This is a genomic window from Microbispora corallina (genome assembly GCF_016863035.1).
GTDB lineage: Bacteria > Actinomycetota > Actinomycetes > Streptosporangiales > Streptosporangiaceae > Microbispora > Microbispora corallina.
The window spans coordinates 614058-634968 of record NZ_BOOC01000003.1 but is presented as its reverse complement, the minus strand read 5'-3'; the positions used below and the strand labels follow the sequence as shown (position 1 = coordinate 634968).

Sequence of the window (20911 nt, the reverse complement as noted above, 5' to 3'; positions counted from 1 at the left end):
CGCTAACCGGAGCCGTCGAGGAACGCCCCAACCGCCGCGGCGAAGGCGTCCGGGGCGGTGACCCAGGGGTAGTGCGCCCCGGGCAGCACGACGGCCCTGCCGCCGGGGAACAGGGCGGCCGCCCGCTCCACGTGGGCGGGCAGGGGCGCCGGGTCCCCCTCCCCCGCGATCAGCAGGACCGGCGCGGCGAGCCGGGCCAGGCTCTCCCGGGTCTCCTCTGCCGGCGGGACGCCGGTCTGGAAGCCCGCGGCCGCCTCCGCCGAGCGGGCCGCGAACCGCGCGGCATGCGCCCTGGCCTCCTCGTTCCAGGGGCTGTAGAAGAACGGCTGCGCGCCCGGGCGCCGGCTCTCGTCGCCCGCCTCCCACGCCTCCAGGTCGGCCAGCCCGCGCGCGTACCACGGCTCGCCGGCCCGGCGCTCGATCTGGTCGACCCACTCCTCGTCGGTCGGCTCGATCCCGATCGGCATCAGGCTCGGCGTGACCAGGACCAGGCGCCCGATCCTGCCGGGGTGGCGGGCCGCGTACAGCAGCGCCAGGGCCCCGGCGGCCGAGTGCGCGAGCAGGTCGATCCGTTCGAGGCCGAGGCGCACGCGCAGCGCCTCCACGTCCGCCACGAGGCTGCCCACGCCGTACGTGGCCGGGTCGGCGGGCGCCGCCGAGTCCCCGGTCCCCCGGTTGTCCAGCAGGAGGAGCCGGCGCCGGGCCGCGAGGCCGCCGAGATCGCCCAGGTAGGCGGAGGACCGTCCCGGCCCGCCGGGCAGGCAGACCAGCGCCGGGCCCTCCCCCCGCTCATGGCAGACGAGCGCCGTCCCGTCGTACGAGGCGAAAGTGATCACGCCTCATCCTCGCATCCGCGATCTTCGCCGCGTCCCGGGGGGCGGCTCTCACCCGAGCAGCTTGCGGGCGGCCTGTTCGATGTCGGTCTCCGACAGCAGGACGGTGTCGGCGGCCGGGCCGAGCGGGACGAAGCTGTCGTGGGAGGCGACGCGGGCGATCGGCCCGGTGAAGCCGTTGTCGAGCAGCGCGGCCATGACGCTCTCGGACACCCCGCCGCCGGCCCGGGTCTCGTCGGCGATCAGCACCCGGCCGGTGAGCTCGGCGGCCCGCATCAGGTCCTCCACCGGCAGCGGCGACAGCCAGCGCAGGTCGAGCACCCGGCAGCCCTTCTCCTCCGCGGTGAGCCGGACGGCCGCCCGCAGGCTCATCCGCAGGCCGTTGCCGAACGTCACGATCGTCAGGTCGCGCCCGTCGCCGTACGACCGGGCCCGGCCGATGGGAACGTGCGTCTCGGCCCATCGCGCGGGCGGCGCGTACGGCGCGAGCCAGCCGCCGTCGCCCTCGTCGAACAGGTCGCGCGTGTGGTACAGCGCGATCGGCTCCAGGAACACGCACACGCTGCCGTCCTCCCGGGCCGCGGCGAGGCAGGTCCGCAACATGGCGGCCGCGTCGTCGGGGCGCGCGGGCGATGCGACCACAATGCCCGGAATATCCCTTAAAGCCGCAATTGAGTTGTCATTGTGGAAATGCCCGCCAAAGCCCTTTTGATAGGCATATGAGGCGACTCGGAGGACCAGGGGGTTGCGGAACGCCCCCTGTGAGAAGAACTGCAGCGTGGCCGCCTCACCGCGGATCTGGTCGAGCGCGTTGTGCAGGTAGGCGAGGTACTGCACCTCGGGCACCGGCAGCAGGCCGGTCACCCCGGAGCCGAGGGCGAGGCCGAGGACGGCCTGCTCGTCCAGCAGCGTGTCGAACACGCGCTCCGCGCCGAAGCGGCGCAGCAGCCCCCGGGTGACGCCGTACACCCCGCCCTTGCGCGCGACGTCCTCGCCGAAGACGAGGACGCCCGGGTCGGCCGCCATCGCGTCGGCCAGGGTCCGGTTGACGGCCTGGGCCAGCGTGAGCTTGCCCTCCAGTTCGGGCAGCGTGGCGAAGGCCCGTTCCCTGGCATCGGTGGAGGCCGCCTGCGCGGCGCGGACGGCCACCCGGCCGGGGTCGCGCGGCGCGATCGGCCGCATGACCTCCGCCGCGGACGCGAGCCGCGGCCGCCGCGCGCACTCCATCGCGAGCTTGAGCACGTGGTCCCGGTCGCTCTCGTAGCGGGACAGCAGTTCGTCGGGCGTGGCGAGGCCGGCCTCGACGAGCAGCCGGGCCGTCCGGACGAGCGGGTCGCGCTCCAGGTCGAGGGCGATCTCCTTGCGGGTGCGGTAGGCGATCTCCACGTCGGAGCCGGCGTGGCCCATCAGCCGGACCGTCCGCATGTGCAGGAACGCCGGGCTGCGGGTCGTGCGGACGTGCTCGACCGCCCGCAGCGCCACGTCGTGGATCTCGGCGAGGTCGCAGCCGTCGGCCTCGAAGGACGGCAGCATCGGATGGCGCGCCCGCTCGGCCCATCCGGGCGGCGTCTTCACGCTGATGCCGATGCCGTTGTCCTCGCACACGAAGAGAACGGGCAGCGGAAGGCCGCGGAAGGTGACGTACGCCGCGGTGTTGAGGCCGCTCAGCGCGGTGGCGTGGTTGGCGGAGGCGTCGCCGAAGCTGCACACGGCCACGGCGTCCGCGGGCCATGCCGACGGGACGCCGAGGGTCCGGGCCCGCTCGATGGCGAAGCCGACGCCGACGGCCCGGGGCAGGTGGCTGGCGATCGTGGAGGTCTGCGGGATCACGGCCAGGCCGGGGTGGCCGAACACCTTGTGGCGGCCGCCCGCGATCGGCTCCTCCGCGGCCGCGGCGAGGCCGAGCAGCACGTCGCGCAGGCCCTCCTCCGCCAGCCGGCCGGCCTGGGCGGAGCGGGCCAGGTAGAACGCGCCCGACCGGTAGTGCAGGAGCGCCGGGTCGGTGACGCGCAGCGCGGCGGCGACCGCGGCGTTGCCCTCGTGACCCGCCGAGCCGATCGTGTAGAAGCCCTCGTCGCGCTCGCGCAGCTGCCGGGCGGCGACGTCGAGGAGGCGGCTGCCGAGCTGCACGGCGAACAGCTCGCGGCACCGCGCGCCCGTGAGGGTCGTCCCGGGCCGGATCGGCAGCGCCGGATCCCTCGGGGGGCCCGGCGTCAGCGCACCGACGACCTCGGCGAAATGCGTCTCCACAGCGTCCCGCACCACACGGCCGATTATGTCGCAGGATGCACGCTCCGTCCCGCACAGCGACATCTCCGTTGACATCGCGGCTGTGGATCGCTCCTTTTGACACAGATTGATGACAAATGGTCAGTCATTCCAACCATTTCGCCCAATTGCACGTCTACTACAAGAGAAACGACGTGGCACCCTCACGCCGCGTTCAACCCCCGGGAAGGAAGGTTCACCGGAATGTTGAAACGCATCCCTGCCGCGATCGCGGCCCTGGCGCTGGGAGGGGCGGTCTTCGCGGCCCTTCCGGCGACCGCGGCCGGCGCGGCGGCGCCGCCCCCGGCGCCGGCCGACCTGACGGTGTCGCCCGCCCCCGTCGTCGTCAAGACCGACGCGGGCACCTCGGCGACGTTCACCTTCAAGACGGCGGACACGGGCTCGGCCAGGCTCGTCGACCGCAACAACAAGTCCGTGCCGCTCACGGTCTCCGGCACCGGCACGTACACGGCGACGCACACGTTCACGTTCGCCGACGAGCCGGGCGTCTGGAAGCTGGAGGCCAAGGCCACCAAGGGCGCGGAGTCGGCGACGACGGTCAAGGAGTTCCAGGTCCACTGGATCACCGGCCTCGACGTCGACGCCACCCCCGACGTGGTCGACCAGGGCGGCAGGATCACGCTGCGGGGCGCGCTCACCTACAAGGAGGGCTCGGCCTGGAAGCAGTACGACGGCCAGAAGGTGTACCTCGCCTTCAAGCCGCTCGGCGGCGACTCCTACACCCGGGTCGACTGGGTGACGACCGACTCCCACGGGCGGTTCTCCGCCGGCGAGAAGGCCGTGCGGTCCGGCTGGTGGCGGGCGGAGTTCGACGGGGCGTCGGACACCGAGTCCGCGATCAGCGACAGCGACCGGGTCGACGTCCGGGCCGCGGCCAGGCCGACCCGCATCACCGGGTTCGACGCCTACCCCGAGCCCGTCGACCGCGGTGACACGCTGCGCCTGCGCGGCCGGCTGGAGATCGGCGGCTCGTCGTGGGACGGCTTCAAGGGCCAGAAGGTGCGGGTCCTCTTCAAGGCCGACGGCTCCTCCGACTGGCGGTACGTCGCCTCCGACTGGACCGACGCGTACGGCCGCTTCTTCGCCGACGTCACCGCGCGGGAGTCCGGCTGGTGGCGGGCCGAGTACGACGGGACCCGCGGCGTGAAGGGCTCGACCTCCGGCGCTGACCACGTGACCGTCAGGGCGCCCGAGCCAGAGCCGGTCGCCGACACCCGCATCGTGCGGTTCGACGCCGGCCCCGAGCCGGTCAGGCACGGCAGGTACCTGCGCCTCAAGGGCAGCCTGCAGGTCTGGGACGACGGCTGGGAGGGCTACGGCCACCACAAGGTCACCCTGTGGTTCAAGAAGCCCGGCGGCCACTGGTCGTACGTCAAGACCACGTGGACCAACGGCTCAGGCAAGTTCTGGACCAAGACCAAGGCGGTCAGGTCCGGCACCTGGAAGGCCGTCTTCGGCGGCGACGACGAGGCAGGCAGGTCCTCCAGCAGGACGGACTACGTCAAGGTCAAGCGCTGAGCGCCTGACGACGTGACGGGCCCGGCCCGGGGCGGGCACGCCCCGGGCCGGGCTCCCGGCCGCCCGCCGCGCTACTCGCTGCGGCGGAACTGCGCGATCGCCACCCCGAGCAGGACGGCGCCGATGGCGGCGACCAGCCCCAGCTCCGCGATGATCGGGAGCTTGTGGCCGAACCACGTCACGCCGGGGTTCAGCATCGCGTCGACCTGCGGCGGCACGGCGATGTGGCCGAACACCGCCTGCCGCATGGGGTCCACGGCGTACGTGAGCGGGTTGACGGTCGTCAGCACGTGCAGCCACGACGGCAGGTTGGCCAGCGGGAACATCGCCCCCGACAGGAAGATCATCGGCATGATGGCCATCTGCATCACGCCGAAGAACGACTGCATGTTCCGCATCCGGGCCGACAGCATCACACCGAACGCCGTGATGGTGAACGCCGCGAGGAACATCTCGGCCAGCAGCGTGAGGAGCAGGGCCGGCGAGTAGGGCACGCCGACCAGCCCGGCCAGGGCCAGGATGATGACGCCCTGGGCGCTGGCCACGACCGCGCCGCCGAGGCACTTGCCGACCACGATGGCGCTGCGGCTCACCGGGGCCACGAGCATCTCCCGCAGGAAGCCGAACTCCCGGTCCCAGACGATCGACCCGGCCGAGAACATCGCCGTCGTGATCACCGTCATGGAGATCATGCCGGGGTACATGAACGTGCGGAAGTCGATCCCGGGGATCGACGCCCGCACGAGCGAGCCCAGGCCGGTGCCCATCACGAACAGCCACAGCACGGGCTGGATGAGGCTGGACACCATGCGGGTCCGGTCGTTGACGAAGCGCAGCAGCTCGCGGTGCAGCACGACCTTGACCGCGCGCAGGTTGTGCGAGCCGCTCGCACGCGGCACGCTCACGCGGACGACGTCGGTCGTCATCGGATCACCTTCCCCTTGCCATGGCGCGCATCCACTGGTTCCCCGGCCCCGACTCGGCGTCGCGGATGGTGGAGCCGGTGTAGGACATGAAGACGTCGTCGAGCGACGGGCGGGACACGCTCACCGAGCGGATCGGCATCCCCAGGTCGGCGAACAGGCGCGGGACGAACTGCTCGCCCGAGGCCACCGCGAAGGTCACCTGCCCCTCGCGCACGGCGGCGTCGATGTCGAACCGCTCCTTGAGCAGCTTGATCGTGGTCTCGTCGTCGCCCGTCTGGATCTGCACGCGGTCCTCGCCGACGCTCGCCTTGAGGGCCTCGGGCGAGTCGATCACGACGATCTCGCCGTGGTCGATGATCGCGATCCGGTCGCAGTACTCGGCCTCGTCCATGTAGTGCGTCGTCATGAAGATCGTGATGTCCTCGGTGTGACGCAGCCGGTTGATGTAGCCCCAGATGGCCGACCTGGTCTGGGGGTCCAGGCCGACCGTCGGCTCGTCGAGGAACAGCACCCGGGGCGAGTGCAGCAGGCCGCGGGCGATCTCCAGCCGGCGCTTCATGCCGCCGGAGAAGGTCATGACCTTGCTGTCCTTGCGGTCCCACAGGGCGACCATCTCGAGGACCTGACGGAGCCGGTCCGGCACCGCCTCCTTCGGCACGCCGTACAGCTCGGCGTGGAAGCGCAGGTTCTGCTCGGCGGTGAGGTAGCCGTCGAGCGTCGGGTCCTGGAAGACCAGCCCGATGTTGCGGCGGACCTCGTCGCGCTCCTTCACGACGTCGTGCCCGCCGACCTCGGCCGTGCCGCCCGTGGGGTTGATCAGGGTGCACAGCATGCTGATCGTGGTGGTCTTCCCGGCGCCGTTCGGCCCGAGGAAGCCGAACACCTCCCCCGGGGCCACCTCGAAGTCGACGCCCTTGACGGCCTCGACGTCGCCGTACGTCTTACGCAGCCCGTGGACGGCCACCGCCGCGTTCATTCGTCCTCCGCAAGGATCCGGAACATCGCCTGCCTCGTCGTCTTCAGAAGGTTCTTGGTCTGGTCGACCTGCCGGTCGTCCGCGACCTGGGAGAGATGGAGGAACGCCTCGCCGAGCTGGGCCCACAGCAGGCGCAGCTCGTGGCGGTCCTCCGGGATGCTGCGGGCCACGTCGGCCCATGGCTCTGCCCGCTCGTCGGTCTGCCGCCGCCCCTCCTCGGTCAGCCGGTAGACGCGGCTGCCGCCGGACTCCTCGCCTTTGACGAGGCCCTCGTCCTCCATCTGCTGGAGGGCCGGGTAGACCGAGCCGGGACTCGGCCGCCACACCCCGCCGCTGCGGCGGCTGATCTCCTCGATCATCTGGTAGCCGTTGCGCGGCTCCTCGCTCAGCAGCCGGAGCAGGGCCGCCCGCACGTCACCCCTCCGCACCCGCGGGAACGGGCCGGGCGGGGGCCCGGGCGGCCCCGGCGGAACGGGCGGCTCGGGCGGCGTGTGCGGGAAGGGGTGACCCGCCGGGCCGGCCGCCATGTGGAAGAACGGCGGGACGGGCGGCAGCGGGCGGACGTGCGGGACCGGCGGGACCACGGGCACGTGCCCGTAGGGGTGCCAGATCTGGTCGTGCATGTGTCACCACCCAACTATCGAGATACCTTGACGATATATCTAGATAGTTGGCAGAAGCAAGGGGTGGATCAGCCGCGACGGCGGTCAGAGCCAGTCGCGCCGCTTGAAGACCAGGTAGAGGGTGAGGCAGACCAGGCCCATGAGGAGCAGGGCCACCGGGTAGCCGAGCAGCCAGTGCAGCTCCGGCATGTGGTCGAAGTTCATCCCGTAGATCGTGCCGACCAGGGTCGGGGCGAACAGGATCGCGGCCCACGCCGAGATCTTCTTGACCTCGTTCCCCTGGGCGATGCTCGCGCCGGTGAGCTTGGTCATCTCCTCGTTCTGCTGCTGGCTGACCAGGGTCGAGTTGACGATCAGGATGTCCTGCAGCATCTGCCGGAAGCCGGCCACCCGCTCGGTCACCGTGATGGCGTGGTCGGACACGTCGCGCAGGTACCGCTGGAGCTCCTCGTCCACGCCGTACTTGGGCGACGCCGCGATGAACCCGTCCAGCATCGGCACGAGCGGGCTGGTGGCCCGCTGGAACTCGATGACCTCCCGCGACAGGGAGTAGATGCGGCGCGGGGCGGCCGGGTCACCGCCGAAGACCTGTACCTCGATCTCGTCGATGTCGTTCTGCAGGCCGGCGACGACGGGCGCGTAGCCGTCCACGACGGCGTCGAGGATCGCGTACAGCACGGCCTGGGGCCCCTGGCGGAGCAGGTCGGGGTCGGACTCCATGCGCCGCCGGACCTTCGACAGGTCGGGGGCCTCGCTGTGCCGCACGGTCAGCACGAAGTCGGGCCCGACGAACACGTGCAGCTCGCCGAACTCCACCTTCTCCGGCTTGTCGAGGTACTGCGCGGCCCGCAGCACCACGAACAGCGTGCCGCCGTACCGGTCCGCCTTGGGCCGCTGGTGGGCCACGATCGCGTCCTCGATCGCCAGCTCGTGCAGCCCGAACTCCTCGGCCGCCTTGAGCAGCTCCGACTCCTCCGGCCGGTACAGGCCGATCCACGCCATCGCCCCCGGCCGCGACCGCAGCGACGCGATCGCGTCGCTCAGCGACAGCGGGGAGTCCACCCGCGCACCGTCGACGTACACGGCGTTGTCGATCACGCTCTGCTTGATCGGTTCGTCCCCGCCCGCCCGGGGGTCCATCGAATGCTCGGGAGCGGGCTCCGGCTTCACCCTCATGAGCCCACTGAATCCACGCAGTCCACGCATACGCCGCTCAGCCACACATAGAAAGGTATGGCCTGATGGGTCCGAGGCCGTACGATTCCGCGCGGAGGTGTCCCCCTGAAAGCCGTGTGGAACGAGCTGACCGCGACCCAGGTCGCGCCCCCTCTGTGGCTGGTCGCGCTGTCGGGCCTGGCCGCGCTCGCGCTGGTGTCGTACCCGCCGTCGTGGCACGTCCTGCGCGGGCTGATCACGATCGCGCACGAGGGCGGGCACGCGCTGGCCGCCGTGCTGACCCGGCGCAAGCTGCGCGGCATCCGGCTGCACTCCGACACGTCCGGCGTGACGCTGACCCGGGGCAACCCCACGGGCCCGGGGATGGTGGCGACGGCCGCGGCCGGGTACGTGGCGCCGTCCCTGATCGGGCTGGGCGCGTCGTGGCTCGTCGCGGCGGGACGGATCACCCTGCTGCTGTGGGCCGTGCTCGTGCTGCTGGTGTGCATGCTGCTGATGATCCGGAACTTCTTCGGCGCCGTGGCGCTGCTGGCCGTGGGCGGCGCCGTGTTCGCGCTGTCCTGGTTCGCGCCGCCGAACGTGCAGGGCGCCTGCGCCTACGCCGCCGTGTGGTTCCTGCTGCTCGGCGGCGTACGGCCGATCCTGGAGCTGCAGACCAAGCGCCGCCACGGCCGGGCGCCCGACTCCGACGCCGACCAGCTCGCGCGGCTGACCCGGGTGCCGGGCGCGCTGTGGGTCCTGCTGTTCCTGCTGGTCTCCACCGCCTCCCTGGCCGCCGGCGCCTACCTCCTCTCCGCCCGCTGGCTCCCGTTCGAGGTCTGACCGACGGCCGTACACGCCCGCCCTGTGCTCTGGCGGTGGCCGTTTGCTAATGGCGGGCGAGGGTCGAGCCGGAGCGGCCCTTCACGACGCGGAGCTGGGCCGGGATGCGGACCCGCAGCTCGGCCACGTGGCTGACCACGCCGACGGACCGGCCGCCCTCCCGGAGGCCGTCGAGGATGTCGAGCACGTCGTCGAGCGTCTCGTCGTCGAGCGTGCCGAAGCCCTCGTCCACGAACAGGCTGCCGATCTCGGCGCCGCCGGCCTCCGCGGTCACGACGTCGGCCAGTCCCAGGGCCAGCGCAAGCGAGGTGACGAAGCTCTCGCCGCCGGACAGCGTGGCCGGGTCGCGCTCCACCCCCGTCCAGGCGTCGATCACGCGCAGAGCCAGCCCGCCTCCTGACCGGCCCCGGTCTCCGGCCGACCTGCCGAGGTCGTGGCGGAGGAGGTAGCGCCCGCCGGACATGCGGTCGAGTCGCTCGTTGGCCGCCTCCACCACCTGACGCAGCCGTTCTCCCAGTACGAACGACGACAGCCGCATGTGCCAGCGGTTGTCTGAGGCCGTGCCGCCCGCGAGCTCCGCGAGACGGCGCGCCAGCCGGTGACGATCCTCGGCCGGGCGGAATTTACGCAGGGCCGCGTCCAGCTCGGACGCGAGACCGGTGAGCTGTTCGAGCCGTGCCTGCGCCCGGTCGCGCTCGGAGACGCGGGAGCCGTGCTCCCGCTCCGCGTGGTCGTGCTCGCCCGTCAGGACGGGCAGATCCGGGGCCTCCTCCCGCGCCGCCGCCACCAGCTCCGGATCGGCGAGCACGCTCTCGACCGTGGCCCGCTCGGCGTCGAGGTCCCGCAGCCGCTGGGCCATGGCCTCGCGATCCTCCCGCATCCGGACGGCCGCGGCGGCGTGCTCCACGCCGGCGAAACCGGCCTCGGCCGCGGCTCGCTCGGCCTGTTCGCGGGCCGTCGCGCTCTCGGCGGCGGCGACGGCGGCGGCCCTGGCGGCGTCGGCGGCCTCCCGGATGAGCGCGACCTCGTCGAGCAGCCGGTCGAGCCGGGCGGCCAGCGTGGCGTCCCGGCCGCGCGCCTCGTCCACGATCGCGGCCAGCCGTCGCTCGTCGGCCACGAGACGCTCCCGGCGGGCGCGCACCTCGGCCAGGTCGAGCGCGACCCGGCCGCCGCGGGACGTCAGCTCCTCCATCTCGGCCGCCAGCCGGCCACGCTCGGCGACCAGCGACTCCTCCCGCGCCGCCAGGGCCCGGGCCTCCGCGAGGCGCCGCTCCGCCCGCGCGACCAGCGCCCCCTCCCAGCCACTCTCGTCGTCCATGTGCTCGGGCGCTGCCTCGATACGGTCGGGGTCCGGGCCGTCGACGAGGGCGCCCGCTTCGGGATCGACGTCCCGCAGGGCCGCGGCGAGGCGGGCCCGCTCCGCGTCCAGGGCCTCGACATGGGCGCGGGTCTCGGCGATCCGGCCGGCGGTCTCCGTGGCCCGTTCGCGTGCCGCCTCCAGGTCGGCCGCCAGGCGGTCCGCGTCCGCGGCGAGCGCCGGCTCCTCGTCCGCGGCCGCGCGCAGGGCGTCCAGCTCCGCGCCGGCCTCGGCGAGCGCCGTGGCAGCGGCCTCCTGCGCCAGCCCGCCGGCCTGACCGGCGGCGCCGTCGAGCCGCGACGACAGTCCGGCGACCCTCGTCTCCGCCTCCTCGCGGGCTCGCTGGGCGGCCTCGAACGCCTCCTCGGCGGCGTGCTCGTCGTCGGCCGTGGGGGCGCTCTCGGCGGGCTCGGCCGGGGCCGGGTGGTCGACCGAGCCGCAGACGGCGCAGGGCCGGCCCTCCGCGAGCCGCGCCGCAAGCTCGGCCGCCATGCCCTCGATCCGGCTCTGCCGGACCGCCTGGAGCCCGTCGCGACGCTCCTGGGCCACGTCGACGGCCGTTCGGCGGGCCTGCTCCGCCTCCTCCAGCTCGGTTGTCAGCGCGTCGCGCAGCTCGGCGGCCGCCAGCCGCTCTGCCGCGGACCGGCACGCCGCCTCCAGCGCGGGGATCCGGGCCGCGCTGTCCCGCGCGCCTCTCACCCGCTCCTCGGCCGCGGCCAGCAGGGCGGGCAGCTCGGCCTGGGCCGCGAGCGCCGCCCCCTCCGCCTCGGCCAGCCGTTCCAGCTCCGCCTGAAGGGCCGCCGCCCGCTGGGCGGCCTCGCGCAGGCGGACGGCGGCGTCGCGCGCGGACGTCAGGCCGGGGACGGCCGCCGCGGCGAGCCGGGCCTCCTCCAGCCGTTCCTCGGCCCGGCGGCGCTCCTCCGGCAGGACGGCGAGGCGCTCGGCCAGGCGCGCCTCCTGCTCGACCAGGCCGGCCAGCGCGGTCGCCGAGGCGTCGAGCTCCTCGCGCATCTCCCGCAGCCGGGACTCCTCGGGGAGGACCTGCCGCACCCGGCCGATCTCGTCGCGCCGCTGCCGCTCCAGCTCCGCCAGCAGCCCGGCCAGTCGTTCGCCCTCCGGCCGTCCCACGTCGCCCTGGCCGTCCTGGCCGCCGAGGTCCGCGCGGCCGCCGGAGGCAGCGGGGGCGCCCGAATCCCCCGAACCGTCCGCGCCGTCCATGCCGGCGCCGGCGATACCCGGCCCGTGTCCTCCCACCAGCCCGCCCTCGTACGGCCATCCGCTCGCCGAGGAGGCGACGTCAGGCCCGGCGACGCCGTACCCGTAACGTTCGGATCCCGCACTCGCGACGCCCGCACCCTCGGGGCCCGGGCGGTGGCCGGCGGGGAGGGCACGCTGCGCTGCGTCGGCGGCGAGGCTCCTCGCCTTGGCCGCGGCCTCGGCGCGCTGCTCGGCCTGGCGGATCAGCGGGAGCACGCGATCGGCCCGGATCGCCTCGTCGAGGATCGTCTCCAGGTCGGCGCGTTCGTCGGCGGCGGCGTCGAGCTCCTGGCGCCGGGTGAGGGCGGCGGCATGGCGTCTGCGCCGGTCGGCCAGCGCCTGACCGTCGGCGAGGCGTGCGCGGGCGACGAGCAGCGCCGTCTGGCTGGCCGCGGACGCCTCGGCGGCGCGGGCGAGCTCTCCCTGCGCGAGGCCGAGCACGGCGTCCGCCCAGGCGGCGGGGTCGGCGGCGTCCTCGGGCAGCGGCAGGCCGGCCCCGGCCGCGCCGCGCATCCGGTCGAGGACGGACTCGACGCGCTGGCCGAGCTCCTGGCGCTCACGCCCGGTCTGGGTGCGGTGCTCGGCGAGCCACTTCTCCACATCCGTGAAGATCTTGACGGAGAACAGCTTCTCCAGCAGCTTCCGCCTGTCGTCGCCGTCGGCCCGCAGGAAACGGGCGAACTCGCCCTGCGGCAGCATCGCCACCTGGCAGAACTGGTCGGCGTTCATGCCCATGAGGTCGCCGATCAGGTGCCCGGCCTCGTCGCTGCGCGTGCTGCGGGCCGTCCAGGCGCCGGTGAACTCCTCCAGCAGGACCTTGGCCTTCTCCTCGACCAGGCCCTCGCCCCTCAGCTTGGGGCGCATCCAGGCGGGCGAACGGGTGACGCGGAAGCGCCGCTCGCGGATCGTCACCTCCAGGACCACGGACGGCCCCCGATCGGGGGGCGCGTGGTCGCACCGCAGCGACCGGGCGCTGTCGCGCTGCCCCGGCACCTGGCCGTACAGGGCGTAGCAGACGGCGTCGAGGACGGTGGTCTTGCCGGCGCCGGTCGGGCCGTGGATGAGGAACAGGCCCGCCTCGCCGAGCGCGTCGAAGTCCACCTCCTCGGTGCCGGGGAAGGACCCGAAGGCGGTCAGCCGCAGCCGGTGCAACCTCACGTGGCCTCCCTAGCCGCGCTCACGCGCTCTCCCTGATCCTGCAGGCCTCGACGGCCTCTCTGAGCAGGCGCGTCTCGGCCTCGTCGGCCTCCTCGCCGCGGACCTCTCGGACGAAGTCGACGGCCACGTCGATCTCGGCGCGCCCGGCGAGCGGGACAAGACGCGCCGCCTGCGCCGTCGCGCCGTCGGGCTCGAACGCGAGCGCCAGCGTATGGGGGAAGCGCCCGCGCAGCCGCTCCATCGCCTCCCGGGGCCGTACGGGATCGGTGAGCGTCACCTGGAGCCAGTGGTCCTCCACCCCCGCGTGGCGGGGGTCGGACAGCAGGTCGTCGATGCGGCCCCGCAGCCTGCTCACCGGCCGGGGCACGGGCGCGGGGACGAACTCGACGCCGTTCGCGTCGAGGTCGACGAGCCACGACCCCTTGCGCTGGCCGGCCTCGGAGAAGGAGTACGCGATCGGGGAGCCCGAATAGCGCACGGTCTCGCTCATCGTCTGCCGCCCGTGGAGGTGGCCGAGGGCCGCGTAGTCGACGCCGGAGAACGCGGCGAGCGGCACGTGGGCGACGCCTCCGACGCTGATGTCCCGCTCGCTGTCACTGGCCTCGCCTCCGGTCACGAACGCGTGGGCCAGCACGACCTTCCGCCGGGCGGGATGGGCTCTGACGCGGTCCATGGCGTACGTCAGGGCGGCGGTGTGGCTGCGCTCGGCGAGCTCCCACGGCCCCTTGACGATCTCGGGCTCGAGGTAGGGGATGCCGAAGAACGCGACGTCGCCGACGACGACGGGCACCCATGCGCGGCCGGGGTCGGTGCGCAGGTGCACCCGCTCCATGAGGTCGGCCCCGAAGCCGAGCCGTACGGCGGAGTCGTGGTTGCCGCTGATGAGCACGGTGTGCACGCCGAGCGCCTTGAGACGGGCCAGCGCCTCGTTGCAGAGTGCGACCGCGTCGACGGGCGGCAGCGCGCGGTCGTAGACGTCGCCGGCGACCACGACGACGTCGACCCGCTCCTCCCGCGCCGTCTCCACGAGGTGGTCGACGAACGCGGCCTGGGCGCTCAGGAGGCTCTCCCGGTGGAACGACCGGCCGAGGTGCCAGTCGGAGCTGTGCAGGACGCGCATGTCGCAGGAAGCTAACAGGTCCCTCCGACAAAAGTGGTCCCAATGATCCCACTGGCGGTCGCGATCCCGATCGAGTAATGACTTAGCCTGGATTCGGTAAACGGATGAGCCATGGGGGGCGGCCTCATGAACGTCGGCCGGGGCGCTCTCGGCGTGATCGCCGGTGTGCTGATGGTGACCCTTGCCGCGCTCGGCCACCTGCTGTCGCCTCCGGCCTTCGACCCGCCTCCGCTGTCGGCCTCGCCGGCGTTCCGGTCCCTGCCGGCACAGCCGCCCGCCGAGGTGCGGCACGTCGACGCCTCGGCGAGGTTCCGCACCGAGACGCTGACGGTCCCGGCGCGCGACGAGACGCTGAAGGCCACGGTGCGCACGCCGCTCACGCCGGGCCGGCATCCCGCGATGGTCTTCGTGCAGGGGTCGGGCTCCGGCGACGGGGCGGAGTTCACGCAGCAGGCCGAGTGGCTGGCCGGGGCGGGCATCGCGACCATCGCCTACGACAAGCGCACGGTGGGCTACAACTTCCGCAACCGCGACTTCTCGCTGCTCGCCGACGACGCGCTCCGGATGCTGGACGTGCTGCGGCGGCGGCCCGACGTCGACCCGTCCCGAACGGGCCTGTGGGGGGTCAGCGAGGGCGGCTGGGTCGTCCCCATCGCCGCCGCCGAGGACAAGGACGTCCGGTTCGTCGTCCTCGTCTCCTCGCCGAACGTCTCCCCCATGCGGCAGGTGGCCTGGGCGCTCAACGAGCAGTTGCTGCGGCTCCACGCCCCGACCGGCGTGCGCGACCTGCTGACCCGGGCCATGGGCGGCGTGGGCTTCGACTTCCTGCGGTACGACGGGGTCCCGGCGCTGCGCGGGATCACCCAGCCCGTGCTCGCGCTGTACGGGACGATGGACCCGAGCATCCCGTTCGTCGAGAGCACCGAGACCCTGACCGGCGCACTCGACGAGGGCGGCAACCCCGACTACACGATCCGGTACCTCGCCGGCGCCAACCACGCCATGCGCCTGAACGGCGGGGCGTTCGCGCCCGGCTACCTGCCGACGCTGGCCAACTGGATCGGGGGCCTGCCGGGCACCGCCGCCCCGTCCCTGCACCTCGCGGGCGAGACGCCGGTGCAGCGGTTCGAGGCGGCCGACGTGCCCGCCGCGCCGTGGTGGGGCGAGAGCACGTTCCTGTGGCTGACGCTCTGCCTGGCCGCGGTCGGCTACGTGGCGGCGCCGGTGACCGAGATGGTCGTCCGGCTGCGCGGGCGCGACCTGCGGCTGCAGACGAACGCCCACCTGTGGCCCGCGATCCGGCGGCGGCTGCGCCGCATGGCGTGGACGGGCCTCGGCGAGTTCGCCGCCGTCATGGCGTTCATCACGCTGATCGTGCTGTTCTCGGTCAACCAGGCCGGCGCGTGGCCCGCCGTCCAGGCCGGGTGGCTCGTCGTGCGGATGCTCGCGGTCGTGATGCTCGTGCAGGAGGTCACGACCGTGGCGGCCGTGCTGGCCGGGCTGCGGGACGGGTGGCAGCCCAGCCGCTGGGAGAAGACGGTGCTCACCGGGGTCCTCGGCGGGACCGGGCTGCTGCTGGTGACCGCCGCCTACTACGGCCTGTTCGGCATCCCCTGGTGACGTCTTCCCTGCGGCGCGCCCCGGGGACGGAGGACGCCGCGGCGGCCTGAACCGGCGTACGCCGGGCGGCCGCTCCCCCGCTACGGCGATCGGCGGGTCAAATGCCGGTATGGACTCGCCCCGGTCCCTCCAGTGCGCGGCCCCGCCGGGCGGCCGCCCTCTTCAATTGCGACATGGTGACCGTGTCGACGAGAAGGGCGGCCGCCCTGCTTGGCTGGGTGGGGCTGTCCGTGGTGCTGCCGGGCGCCGCGCACCTGCGGGCCGGATGGCGGCGCACCGGGCTCGTCCTGATGGGCTCGTACCTGACCGTCCTCGTCTGCCTGGTCGCGGTGTCCGCGGGGGCCGACGCCGGCCTGGCGGGACGCGTGCTCGGCTGGCTGACCCAGCTCGCCGTGGCCGCCCTGGCCTGTGCCCTGGCCTGGTTCTGCCTCGTCGTCCACTCGTACGCGGTGCTGCGTCCGGGGAGGCTGCCGCGGATCGGCCAGGTGCTCACGGGCGCCGTCGCGGGCGTCCTGGCCGTCGCCGTCGCGACGCCCTTCGCATTCGCGGCGCAGTACCTCGCCGTCTCCCAGCGCACCCTCGACGCGGTCTTCGCGGGGCGGGACCGCGCCGCCGGCGGGACGGGGGACCCCTGGGACGGACGCGACCGCGTCAACGTGCTGCTGCTCGGCGGCGACTCGGGCGCCGACCGGGTCGGGATGCGCACCGACAGCATCAACGTCGCCAGCGTCGACGTCCACACCGGGCGCACCGTGCTGCTCGGCCTGCCCCGCAACCTGGAGCACGTGCCGTTCCCGCCGGGCAGCCCGATGGCCCTGCGCTTCCCGTACGGGTTCACGCTGCCGGAGTACAAGCCGGGCTGGCGGGAGGACCTGCTGTTCTCCGTCTGGCAGTACGCCGAGGAGCACCCCGAGCTGTTCGGCGGACGCGAGCACATGGGCGCCGAGACCCTCAAGGAGACGATCGGCTACATCCTGGGCATGCGGATCGACTGGTACGCGCTGGTCAACATCGGGGGCTTCGCCAAGATCGTCGACGCCCTGGGCGGGCTGGTCCTCACGGTCGACCGGAACATCGTGTACGGCAAGTACGACGAGGGCGTCGTGCCCGCGGGCACCCGCAGGCTGACCGGAGCCGAGGCGCTCTGGTACGCCCGCTCCCGCACCTACAGCGACGACTTCTCCCGTATGCGGCGGCAGCGCTGCGTGCTCGGGGCGCTCGTCAGGCAGGCCGACCCCGGGACCGTCCTGAGCCGTTTCACGCAGCTGGCCGCCGCGACCCGGACCATCGTGCACACCGACATCCCCCGCCCGATGCTGGAGGCCCTGGTGCCGCTCACGGCCAAGGTCAAGCAGGCGGGGGTGACGAGCCTCCAGTTCATCCCGCCGGTGATCAACACGGCGTACCCCGACTGGGACCGCATCCGCCTGCTGACCGCCCGGGCCATCCGGCAGTCGGAACGGCCCGGCCAGCGGCGGCACCGTCTCGACCCGGGCACCGAGCAGGCCGAGCCGACCGCCACCCCGGTGGACGAGGGCTGCGGCGCGGTCTGACACGCCTCTCAAGGCCCGGCGCGCGTCGGGCACGGTTCGAGGGCTTCGGACGCGGAACGGGACCCGTGGGCGTCGGGCACGGTTCGGGGGACGCGTTTGACGCGGTCGAGGGTCAGACGCGGAAGGACTCGCGGGCCAGGCGGCGCACCCGCGTCTCGTCGACCGTGTGGCCGAGGCCCGGCTGGGTGAGCGGCACGGCGACCACGCCCCCCGAGGCGTCCACGGGCGGGAGGACGACCTGTGCGCTGCGGGGCGGCTCGGCCACGTCGCTCGGCAGCGTGCACCCCGGCAGGCTCGCCACGGCCACCGTGGCGGCCCTGGCCAGGCCCGCGCCGAGGCCTCCGGCGCAGACGATGTCCCAGCCCGCGTCCACGGCCCGGTCGTGGGCCCGGCGCACCGCGCCCAGCGAGCCGAACACGGCCGGGCGCAGCAGCAGCGCGCGGCCCGCCTTGAGGCCGACCGCCTCGTCGAGCTCGCCGACCGTACCGACCTCCACCGCGACGGCGGCCGAGACCCGGTCCTGCAGGTCGGCGCTGGTCAGCAGGTCCTTGAACGGGCGCTCGATGGCCACGACGCCGTACGCGTCCAGGGCCTCGAGCTGGTCGATGTCGGTGTAGGCGCCGCGCCCGTCCACGGCGATGACGAGGCCGGGATAGGCGGCCCGGACGGCCCGTAGCGGCTCGACGTCCCACCCGGGGTGCACGTCGAGCGTGACGTGGCCGTACCCCGCGCAGACATGCCGGTTCACCCGGGCGACCATGCTCTCCAGCGAACGGTCGGCGCTCAGCCGGACCGTGGCGATCAGCGACGTGCGGGTCCCGCCGAGGGCGTGGGAGAGCGGGACGCCGTTCATCCGGCCCCACAGGTCCCAGCAGGCCATGTCGCCCGCGGCGCCGCCGGGGATCGCCCCCAGCTCGGACGGGTGCTCCCAGTCGACGCCCACCAGGGCGGGCAGCTCGCCCTCCAGCCGCTCCCCGTGTCCCGGCTCGACGACCTCGCCCCAGCCCACCATGCCGCCGTAGTCAGTGATCTTGACCAGGACGGTCTCCGGACGCCTGCCGTACGGCAGGGTCATCCTGAAGACCTCGAGCTCCCGGACACGCGGCAATGGATCCCCCTTGTGGCTAGACCTCCATGGTGCCCGGTGCCCGGCGATGCTCAAAACGCCCGGCGGCGACCGTGCCGGTCACGGCCATGAGGACGAGGAGGCCGAAGCAGGTCAGATAGACCACGGGGGTGCCGCCGAAGGCGGCGAACAGCGCGCCCGTCAGCGCGACCGCCACGATGGAGAACACCGATTCGCCGATGCTCAGCGAGGCGCTGTTCTTGCCCTCCTCGCCGGGGGCCGACAGCTCCAGGACCAGCACCGACAGCGTGGGGAAGACCAGCCCGATGCCGAGCCCGGCCACCATCCATCCCCCGAACGCCACGAGGATCGGCACCTGGTGGAACACGGTCGTCGCGGTGACCGCGATGCCCGCCGCGATCAGGGCGGTGCCGAGGCGCAGGGTGAGCACGCGGGCGTCGGGGCGGCGCCCCTGGATCCAGGAGCCGAGCGACCAGGCGATCGCGCCGCCGGTGAGCGCGAGGCCCGACTGCGCCGTGGTGAGGCCGCGCTGCTGGGTGAGCGTCAGCGGCACGAACACCTCGGCGGCGAAGAACGCCCCCGCCGCCAGGCCGCGCAGGGCCACCACGGCGGGCAGCCCGCGCGCGATCCGGAGCGCGCCGCCCGGCAGCAGCCTCGGCAGCGCCAGCGCCAGCACGGCCAGCCCGGTGACCACGAGGGGAAGCCCGGTGGCCGGAGTGCCGCTGCCGTACTGGAGCAGGGCGGCGCCGACGGCGGCCAGCGCGCCCCAGGCGAGGCGGGGCAGGAAGGCCCTGCCCATGCCCTCCCGGGACGGCGACCCGCCCGAGGGCATGCCGTGCCACATGACCAGGGCGGCCGGCGCGGCGAGGACGGCGACGCCGAGGAAGATCAGCCGCCAGGTCCACCGCTCGGCCACGATCCCGGTGATCGCCGGGCCGACGACGGACGGCAGCACCCACGCGGCCGCCAGCAGCGAGAACACCCGCGGGTGCATCGCCGCCGGGTACACCTGGGCGACCAGGACGTACAGGGCGACGTTGAACAGGCCGCCGCCGAGGCCCTGGAGGAACCGGCCCGCCAGGAACACCTCCATCGTCGGCGCGAGCCCGGACACGGCCAGCCCGGCGATGAAGCCGCCGACACCCGTCCACAGGGACGAGGCCGGGCCTCGCGCGTCGCTCCAGCGGCCGCCGACGACGGTGGCGATCACGTTGGCCGCCAGGCCGCCGCTGAAGGCCAGGCCGTACAGGTGGTATCCGTGCAGCTCCCGGCCGACGAGGGGCATGGCCGTGGCCACCGCCAGGTACTCGAACGCGACGAGCATGACGAGGGCGACGATGCCGACGCTCATGGCGCGGTACCGGCTGGCGAAGACCGGAGGAGCGGTCACTACCGAAGTCACGTTTCGGACCTTACGGATCAGGACCCGCGCGAGGCCATCGGAATTTGGTCGTAGGACCTCCGTTCGATCGCCGCCGCCATCAGGTCGGGGAACGCGTCCGGCGTGCAGGCGAACGCCGGGACGCCCATGGCCGCCAGCGCCGCCGCGTTGTCGTGGTCGTACTGCGGCGTCCCTTCATCGGACAGGGCCAGCAGCACGATCACCTGGACGCCCGCCGCCGTCATCGCCGCGACCCGGCGCAGCATCTCCTCCCGCACGCCCCCCTCGTACAGGTCGCTGATGAGCAGGAAGATCGTGTCGGCCGGCCGGGTGATCAGGCCCTGGCAGTACGCGATGGCCCGGTTGATGTCGGTCCCGCCGCCGAGCTGGGTGCCGAACAGGACGTCCACCGGGTCGGTCAGCTGCTCGGTGAGGTCGACGACGGCCGTGTCGAAGACGACGAGCGAGGTCCGCAGCGAGCGCATGGACGCGAGCACCGCCCCGAACACGCTCGAGTAGACGACGGAGGCCGCCATCGAGCCGCTCTGGTCGACGCAGAGCACCACCTCCCGCTGCACGGCCTGCCGGCGCCGTCCGTAGCCGACGAGCCGGGACGGGACGAGCGTGCCGCGATCGGGCAGGTAGTTCTTCAGGTTGGCGCGGATCGTGCGGTGCCAGTCGATGTCGGCCGCCCGCCGGGGCCGGTGCGTCCTGGCCGACCGGTCGAGCGCGCCCGTCACGGCCGCCCGGGTGCGCCGGGCCAGCCGCGCCTCCAGTTGGGCGACGACCCTGCGGACCACGGCCCGCGCGGACTCGCGGGCGCGCTCGGGCATGAGGCGGTTCAGCGACAGGAGCGTGCCCACGAGGTGGACGTCGGGCTCGACGGCCTCCAGCATCTCCGGTTCGAGGAGCAGCCGGGTCAGGTCGAGCCGTTCGATGGCGTCCTGCTGCATGACCTGGACGACGGTCGAGGGGAAGAACTCCCGGATGTCCCCCAGCCACCGGGCCACCCTCGGGGCGGACCCGCCGAGCCCGGCGCCGCGCTCGCCCCCGCCGTCGTACAGGGCGGCGAGCGCCGCGTCCATCCGCGCGTCGGCCCCCTCCAGGCCGCCCGCGGCGGCGCCGCCGAGCACCAGCCGCCACCGCCGGGCCCGCTCGTCACGCTCCGGCTCGCCCATCACGCCCTCCTCCGTCGGCCGTTGTCCACGCGCGTCC

At 73.7% G+C, this 20911-nt stretch carries 15 protein-coding genes; 4 read left to right on the top strand and 11 right to left on the bottom strand.

Annotated elements, in window-relative coordinates; translation table 11 throughout:
• Positions 1 to 2: 2 nt before the first annotated feature.
• Together Mco01_RS06935 and Mco01_RS06930 are read right to left on the bottom strand one after the other, a co-directional pair.
• A complete protein-coding gene (locus tag Mco01_RS06935) occupies positions 3 to 836 on the bottom strand; it encodes an alpha/beta fold hydrolase (RefSeq protein ID WP_204056002.1) in 834 nt (277 codons plus the stop codon).
• Positions 837 to 884: 48 nt separating this feature from the next.
• On the bottom strand, positions 885 to 3098 hold the full coding sequence (locus Mco01_RS06930; RefSeq protein WP_204056001.1) for a thiamine pyrophosphate-dependent enzyme: 2214 nt from the start codon (positions 3096 to 3098) through the stop codon (positions 885 to 887).
• Positions 3099 to 3305: 207 nt separating this feature from the next.
• Between Mco01_RS06930 and Mco01_RS06925 the strand changes: the two genes are divergently transcribed.
• The gene (locus tag Mco01_RS06925; RefSeq protein WP_204056000.1) at positions 3306 to 4640 is read left to right on the top strand and encodes a hypothetical protein; all 1335 of its coding nucleotides are present in this window, start codon (positions 3306 to 3308) and stop codon (positions 4638 to 4640) included.
• Between the two features lie 71 nt (positions 4641 to 4711).
• Here Mco01_RS06925 and Mco01_RS06920 read toward each other — a convergent pair whose 3' ends face one another.
• From Mco01_RS06920 to Mco01_RS06905, 4 genes are all read right to left on the bottom strand, one after another.
• Positions 4712 to 5566, bottom strand: coding sequence for an ABC transporter permease (locus Mco01_RS06920; protein WP_051458765.1), 855 nt, complete (start codon positions 5564 to 5566; stop codon positions 4712 to 4714).
• A 4-nt stretch (positions 5567 to 5570) separates the two neighbouring features.
• Positions 5571 to 6542: an ATP-binding cassette domain-containing protein gene (locus tag Mco01_RS06915; protein ID WP_204055999.1), complete on the bottom strand. Its 972-nt coding sequence runs from the start codon at positions 6540 to 6542 to the stop codon at positions 5571 to 5573.
• Positions 6539 to 7165: a PadR family transcriptional regulator gene (locus Mco01_RS06910; RefSeq protein WP_204055998.1), complete on the bottom strand. Its 627-nt coding sequence runs from the start codon at positions 7163 to 7165 to the stop codon at positions 6539 to 6541. The genes Mco01_RS06915 and Mco01_RS06910 overlap by 4 nt, the downstream gene beginning before the upstream one ends.
• Before the next feature lie 84 nt (positions 7166 to 7249).
• A complete protein-coding gene (locus Mco01_RS06905; RefSeq protein ID WP_239103393.1) occupies positions 7250 to 8341 on the bottom strand; it encodes a magnesium and cobalt transport protein CorA in 1092 nt (363 codons plus the stop codon).
• 105 nt (positions 8342 to 8446) lie between these two features.
• On the opposite strand from Mco01_RS06905, the gene Mco01_RS06900 reads away from it, so the two are divergent.
• Positions 8447 to 9163 carry a M50 family metallopeptidase gene (locus Mco01_RS06900; protein ID WP_204056144.1) on the top strand — a complete coding sequence of 239 codons (717 nt, stop codon included), beginning with the start codon at positions 8447 to 8449 and terminating at the stop codon, positions 9161 to 9163.
• Between the two features lie 46 nt (positions 9164 to 9209).
• On the opposite strand, the gene Mco01_RS39735 is transcribed toward Mco01_RS06900, so the two are convergent.
• Both Mco01_RS39735 and Mco01_RS06890 read right to left on the bottom strand, forming a co-directional pair.
• Positions 9210 to 12935 carry an AAA family ATPase gene (locus Mco01_RS39735; RefSeq protein ID WP_204055997.1) on the bottom strand — a complete coding sequence of 1242 codons (3726 nt, stop codon included), beginning with the start codon at positions 12933 to 12935 and terminating at the stop codon, positions 9210 to 9212.
• 19 nt (positions 12936 to 12954) lie between these two features.
• Positions 12955 to 14055 (bottom strand): exonuclease SbcCD subunit D, encoded by a 1101-nt coding sequence (locus Mco01_RS06890; RefSeq protein WP_204055996.1) that lies wholly within the window; start codon positions 14053 to 14055, stop codon positions 12955 to 12957.
• A gap of 111 nt (positions 14056 to 14166) precedes the next feature.
• On the opposite strand from Mco01_RS06890, the gene Mco01_RS06885 reads away from it, so the two are divergent.
• Both Mco01_RS06885 and Mco01_RS06880 read left to right on the top strand, forming a co-directional pair.
• The gene (locus Mco01_RS06885; RefSeq protein WP_239103392.1) at positions 14167 to 15675 is read left to right on the top strand and encodes an alpha/beta hydrolase family protein; all 1509 of its coding nucleotides are present in this window, start codon (positions 14167 to 14169) and stop codon (positions 15673 to 15675) included.
• 173 nt (positions 15676 to 15848) lie between these two features.
• Entirely contained in the window at positions 15849 to 17228 is a 1380-nt protein-coding gene (locus tag Mco01_RS06880; protein ID WP_239103391.1) for an LCP family protein, read from the top strand.
• Positions 17229 to 17340: 112 nt separating this feature from the next.
• On the opposite strand, the gene Mco01_RS06875 is transcribed toward Mco01_RS06880, so the two are convergent.
• From Mco01_RS06875 to Mco01_RS06865, 3 genes are read right to left on the bottom strand one after another with little or no spacing between them, the layout of a single operon-like run.
• On the bottom strand, positions 17341 to 18336 hold the full coding sequence (locus Mco01_RS06875) for an enolase C-terminal domain-like protein (protein ID WP_204055994.1): 996 nt from the start codon (positions 18334 to 18336) through the stop codon (positions 17341 to 17343).
• Between the two features lie 16 nt (positions 18337 to 18352).
• Positions 18353 to 19717 (bottom strand): MFS transporter, encoded by a 1365-nt coding sequence (locus tag Mco01_RS06870; protein ID WP_239103390.1) that lies wholly within the window; start codon positions 19715 to 19717, stop codon positions 18353 to 18355.
• Positions 19718 to 19734: 17 nt separating this feature from the next.
• Complete coding sequence (locus Mco01_RS06865) at positions 19735 to 20874, bottom strand: VWA domain-containing protein (RefSeq protein WP_204055993.1); 1140 nt, start codon at positions 20872 to 20874, stop codon at positions 19735 to 19737.
• Positions 20875 to 20911: the final 37 nt, after the last annotated feature.

What these genes read in the sequence shown, in the direction of transcription:
- Mco01_RS06925 (WP_204056000.1), top strand. Translation starts at nt 3,306, where the DNA reads ATGTTGAAACGCATCCCTGCCGCGATCGCGGCCCTGGCGCTGGGAGGG.
- Mco01_RS06920 (WP_051458765.1), bottom strand. Translation starts at nt 5,566, where the DNA reads ATGACGACCGACGTCGTCCGCGTGAGCGTGCCGCGTGCGAGCGGCTCG.
- Mco01_RS06915 (WP_204055999.1), bottom strand. Translation starts at nt 6,542, where the DNA reads ATGAACGCGGCGGTGGCCGTCCACGGGCTGCGTAAGACGTACGGCGAC.
- Mco01_RS06910 (WP_204055998.1), bottom strand. Translation starts at nt 7,165, where the DNA reads ATGCACGACCAGATCTGGCACCCCTACGGGCACGTGCCCGTGGTCCCG.
- Mco01_RS06905 (WP_239103393.1), bottom strand. Translation starts at nt 8,341, where the DNA reads ATGAGGGTGAAGCCGGAGCCCGCTCCCGAGCATTCGATGGACCCCCGG.
- Mco01_RS06890 (WP_204055996.1), bottom strand. Translation starts at nt 14,055, where the DNA reads ATGCGCGTCCTGCACAGCTCCGACTGGCACCTCGGCCGGTCGTTCCAC.
- Mco01_RS06885 (WP_239103392.1), top strand. Translation starts at nt 14,167, where the DNA reads ATGGGGGGCGGCCTCATGAACGTCGGCCGGGGCGCTCTCGGCGTGATC.
- Mco01_RS06880 (WP_239103391.1), top strand. Translation starts at nt 15,849, where the DNA reads ATGGTGACCGTGTCGACGAGAAGGGCGGCCGCCCTGCTTGGCTGGGTG.
- Mco01_RS06865 (WP_204055993.1), bottom strand. Translation starts at nt 20,874, where the DNA reads ATGGGCGAGCCGGAGCGTGACGAGCGGGCCCGGCGGTGGCGGCTGGTG.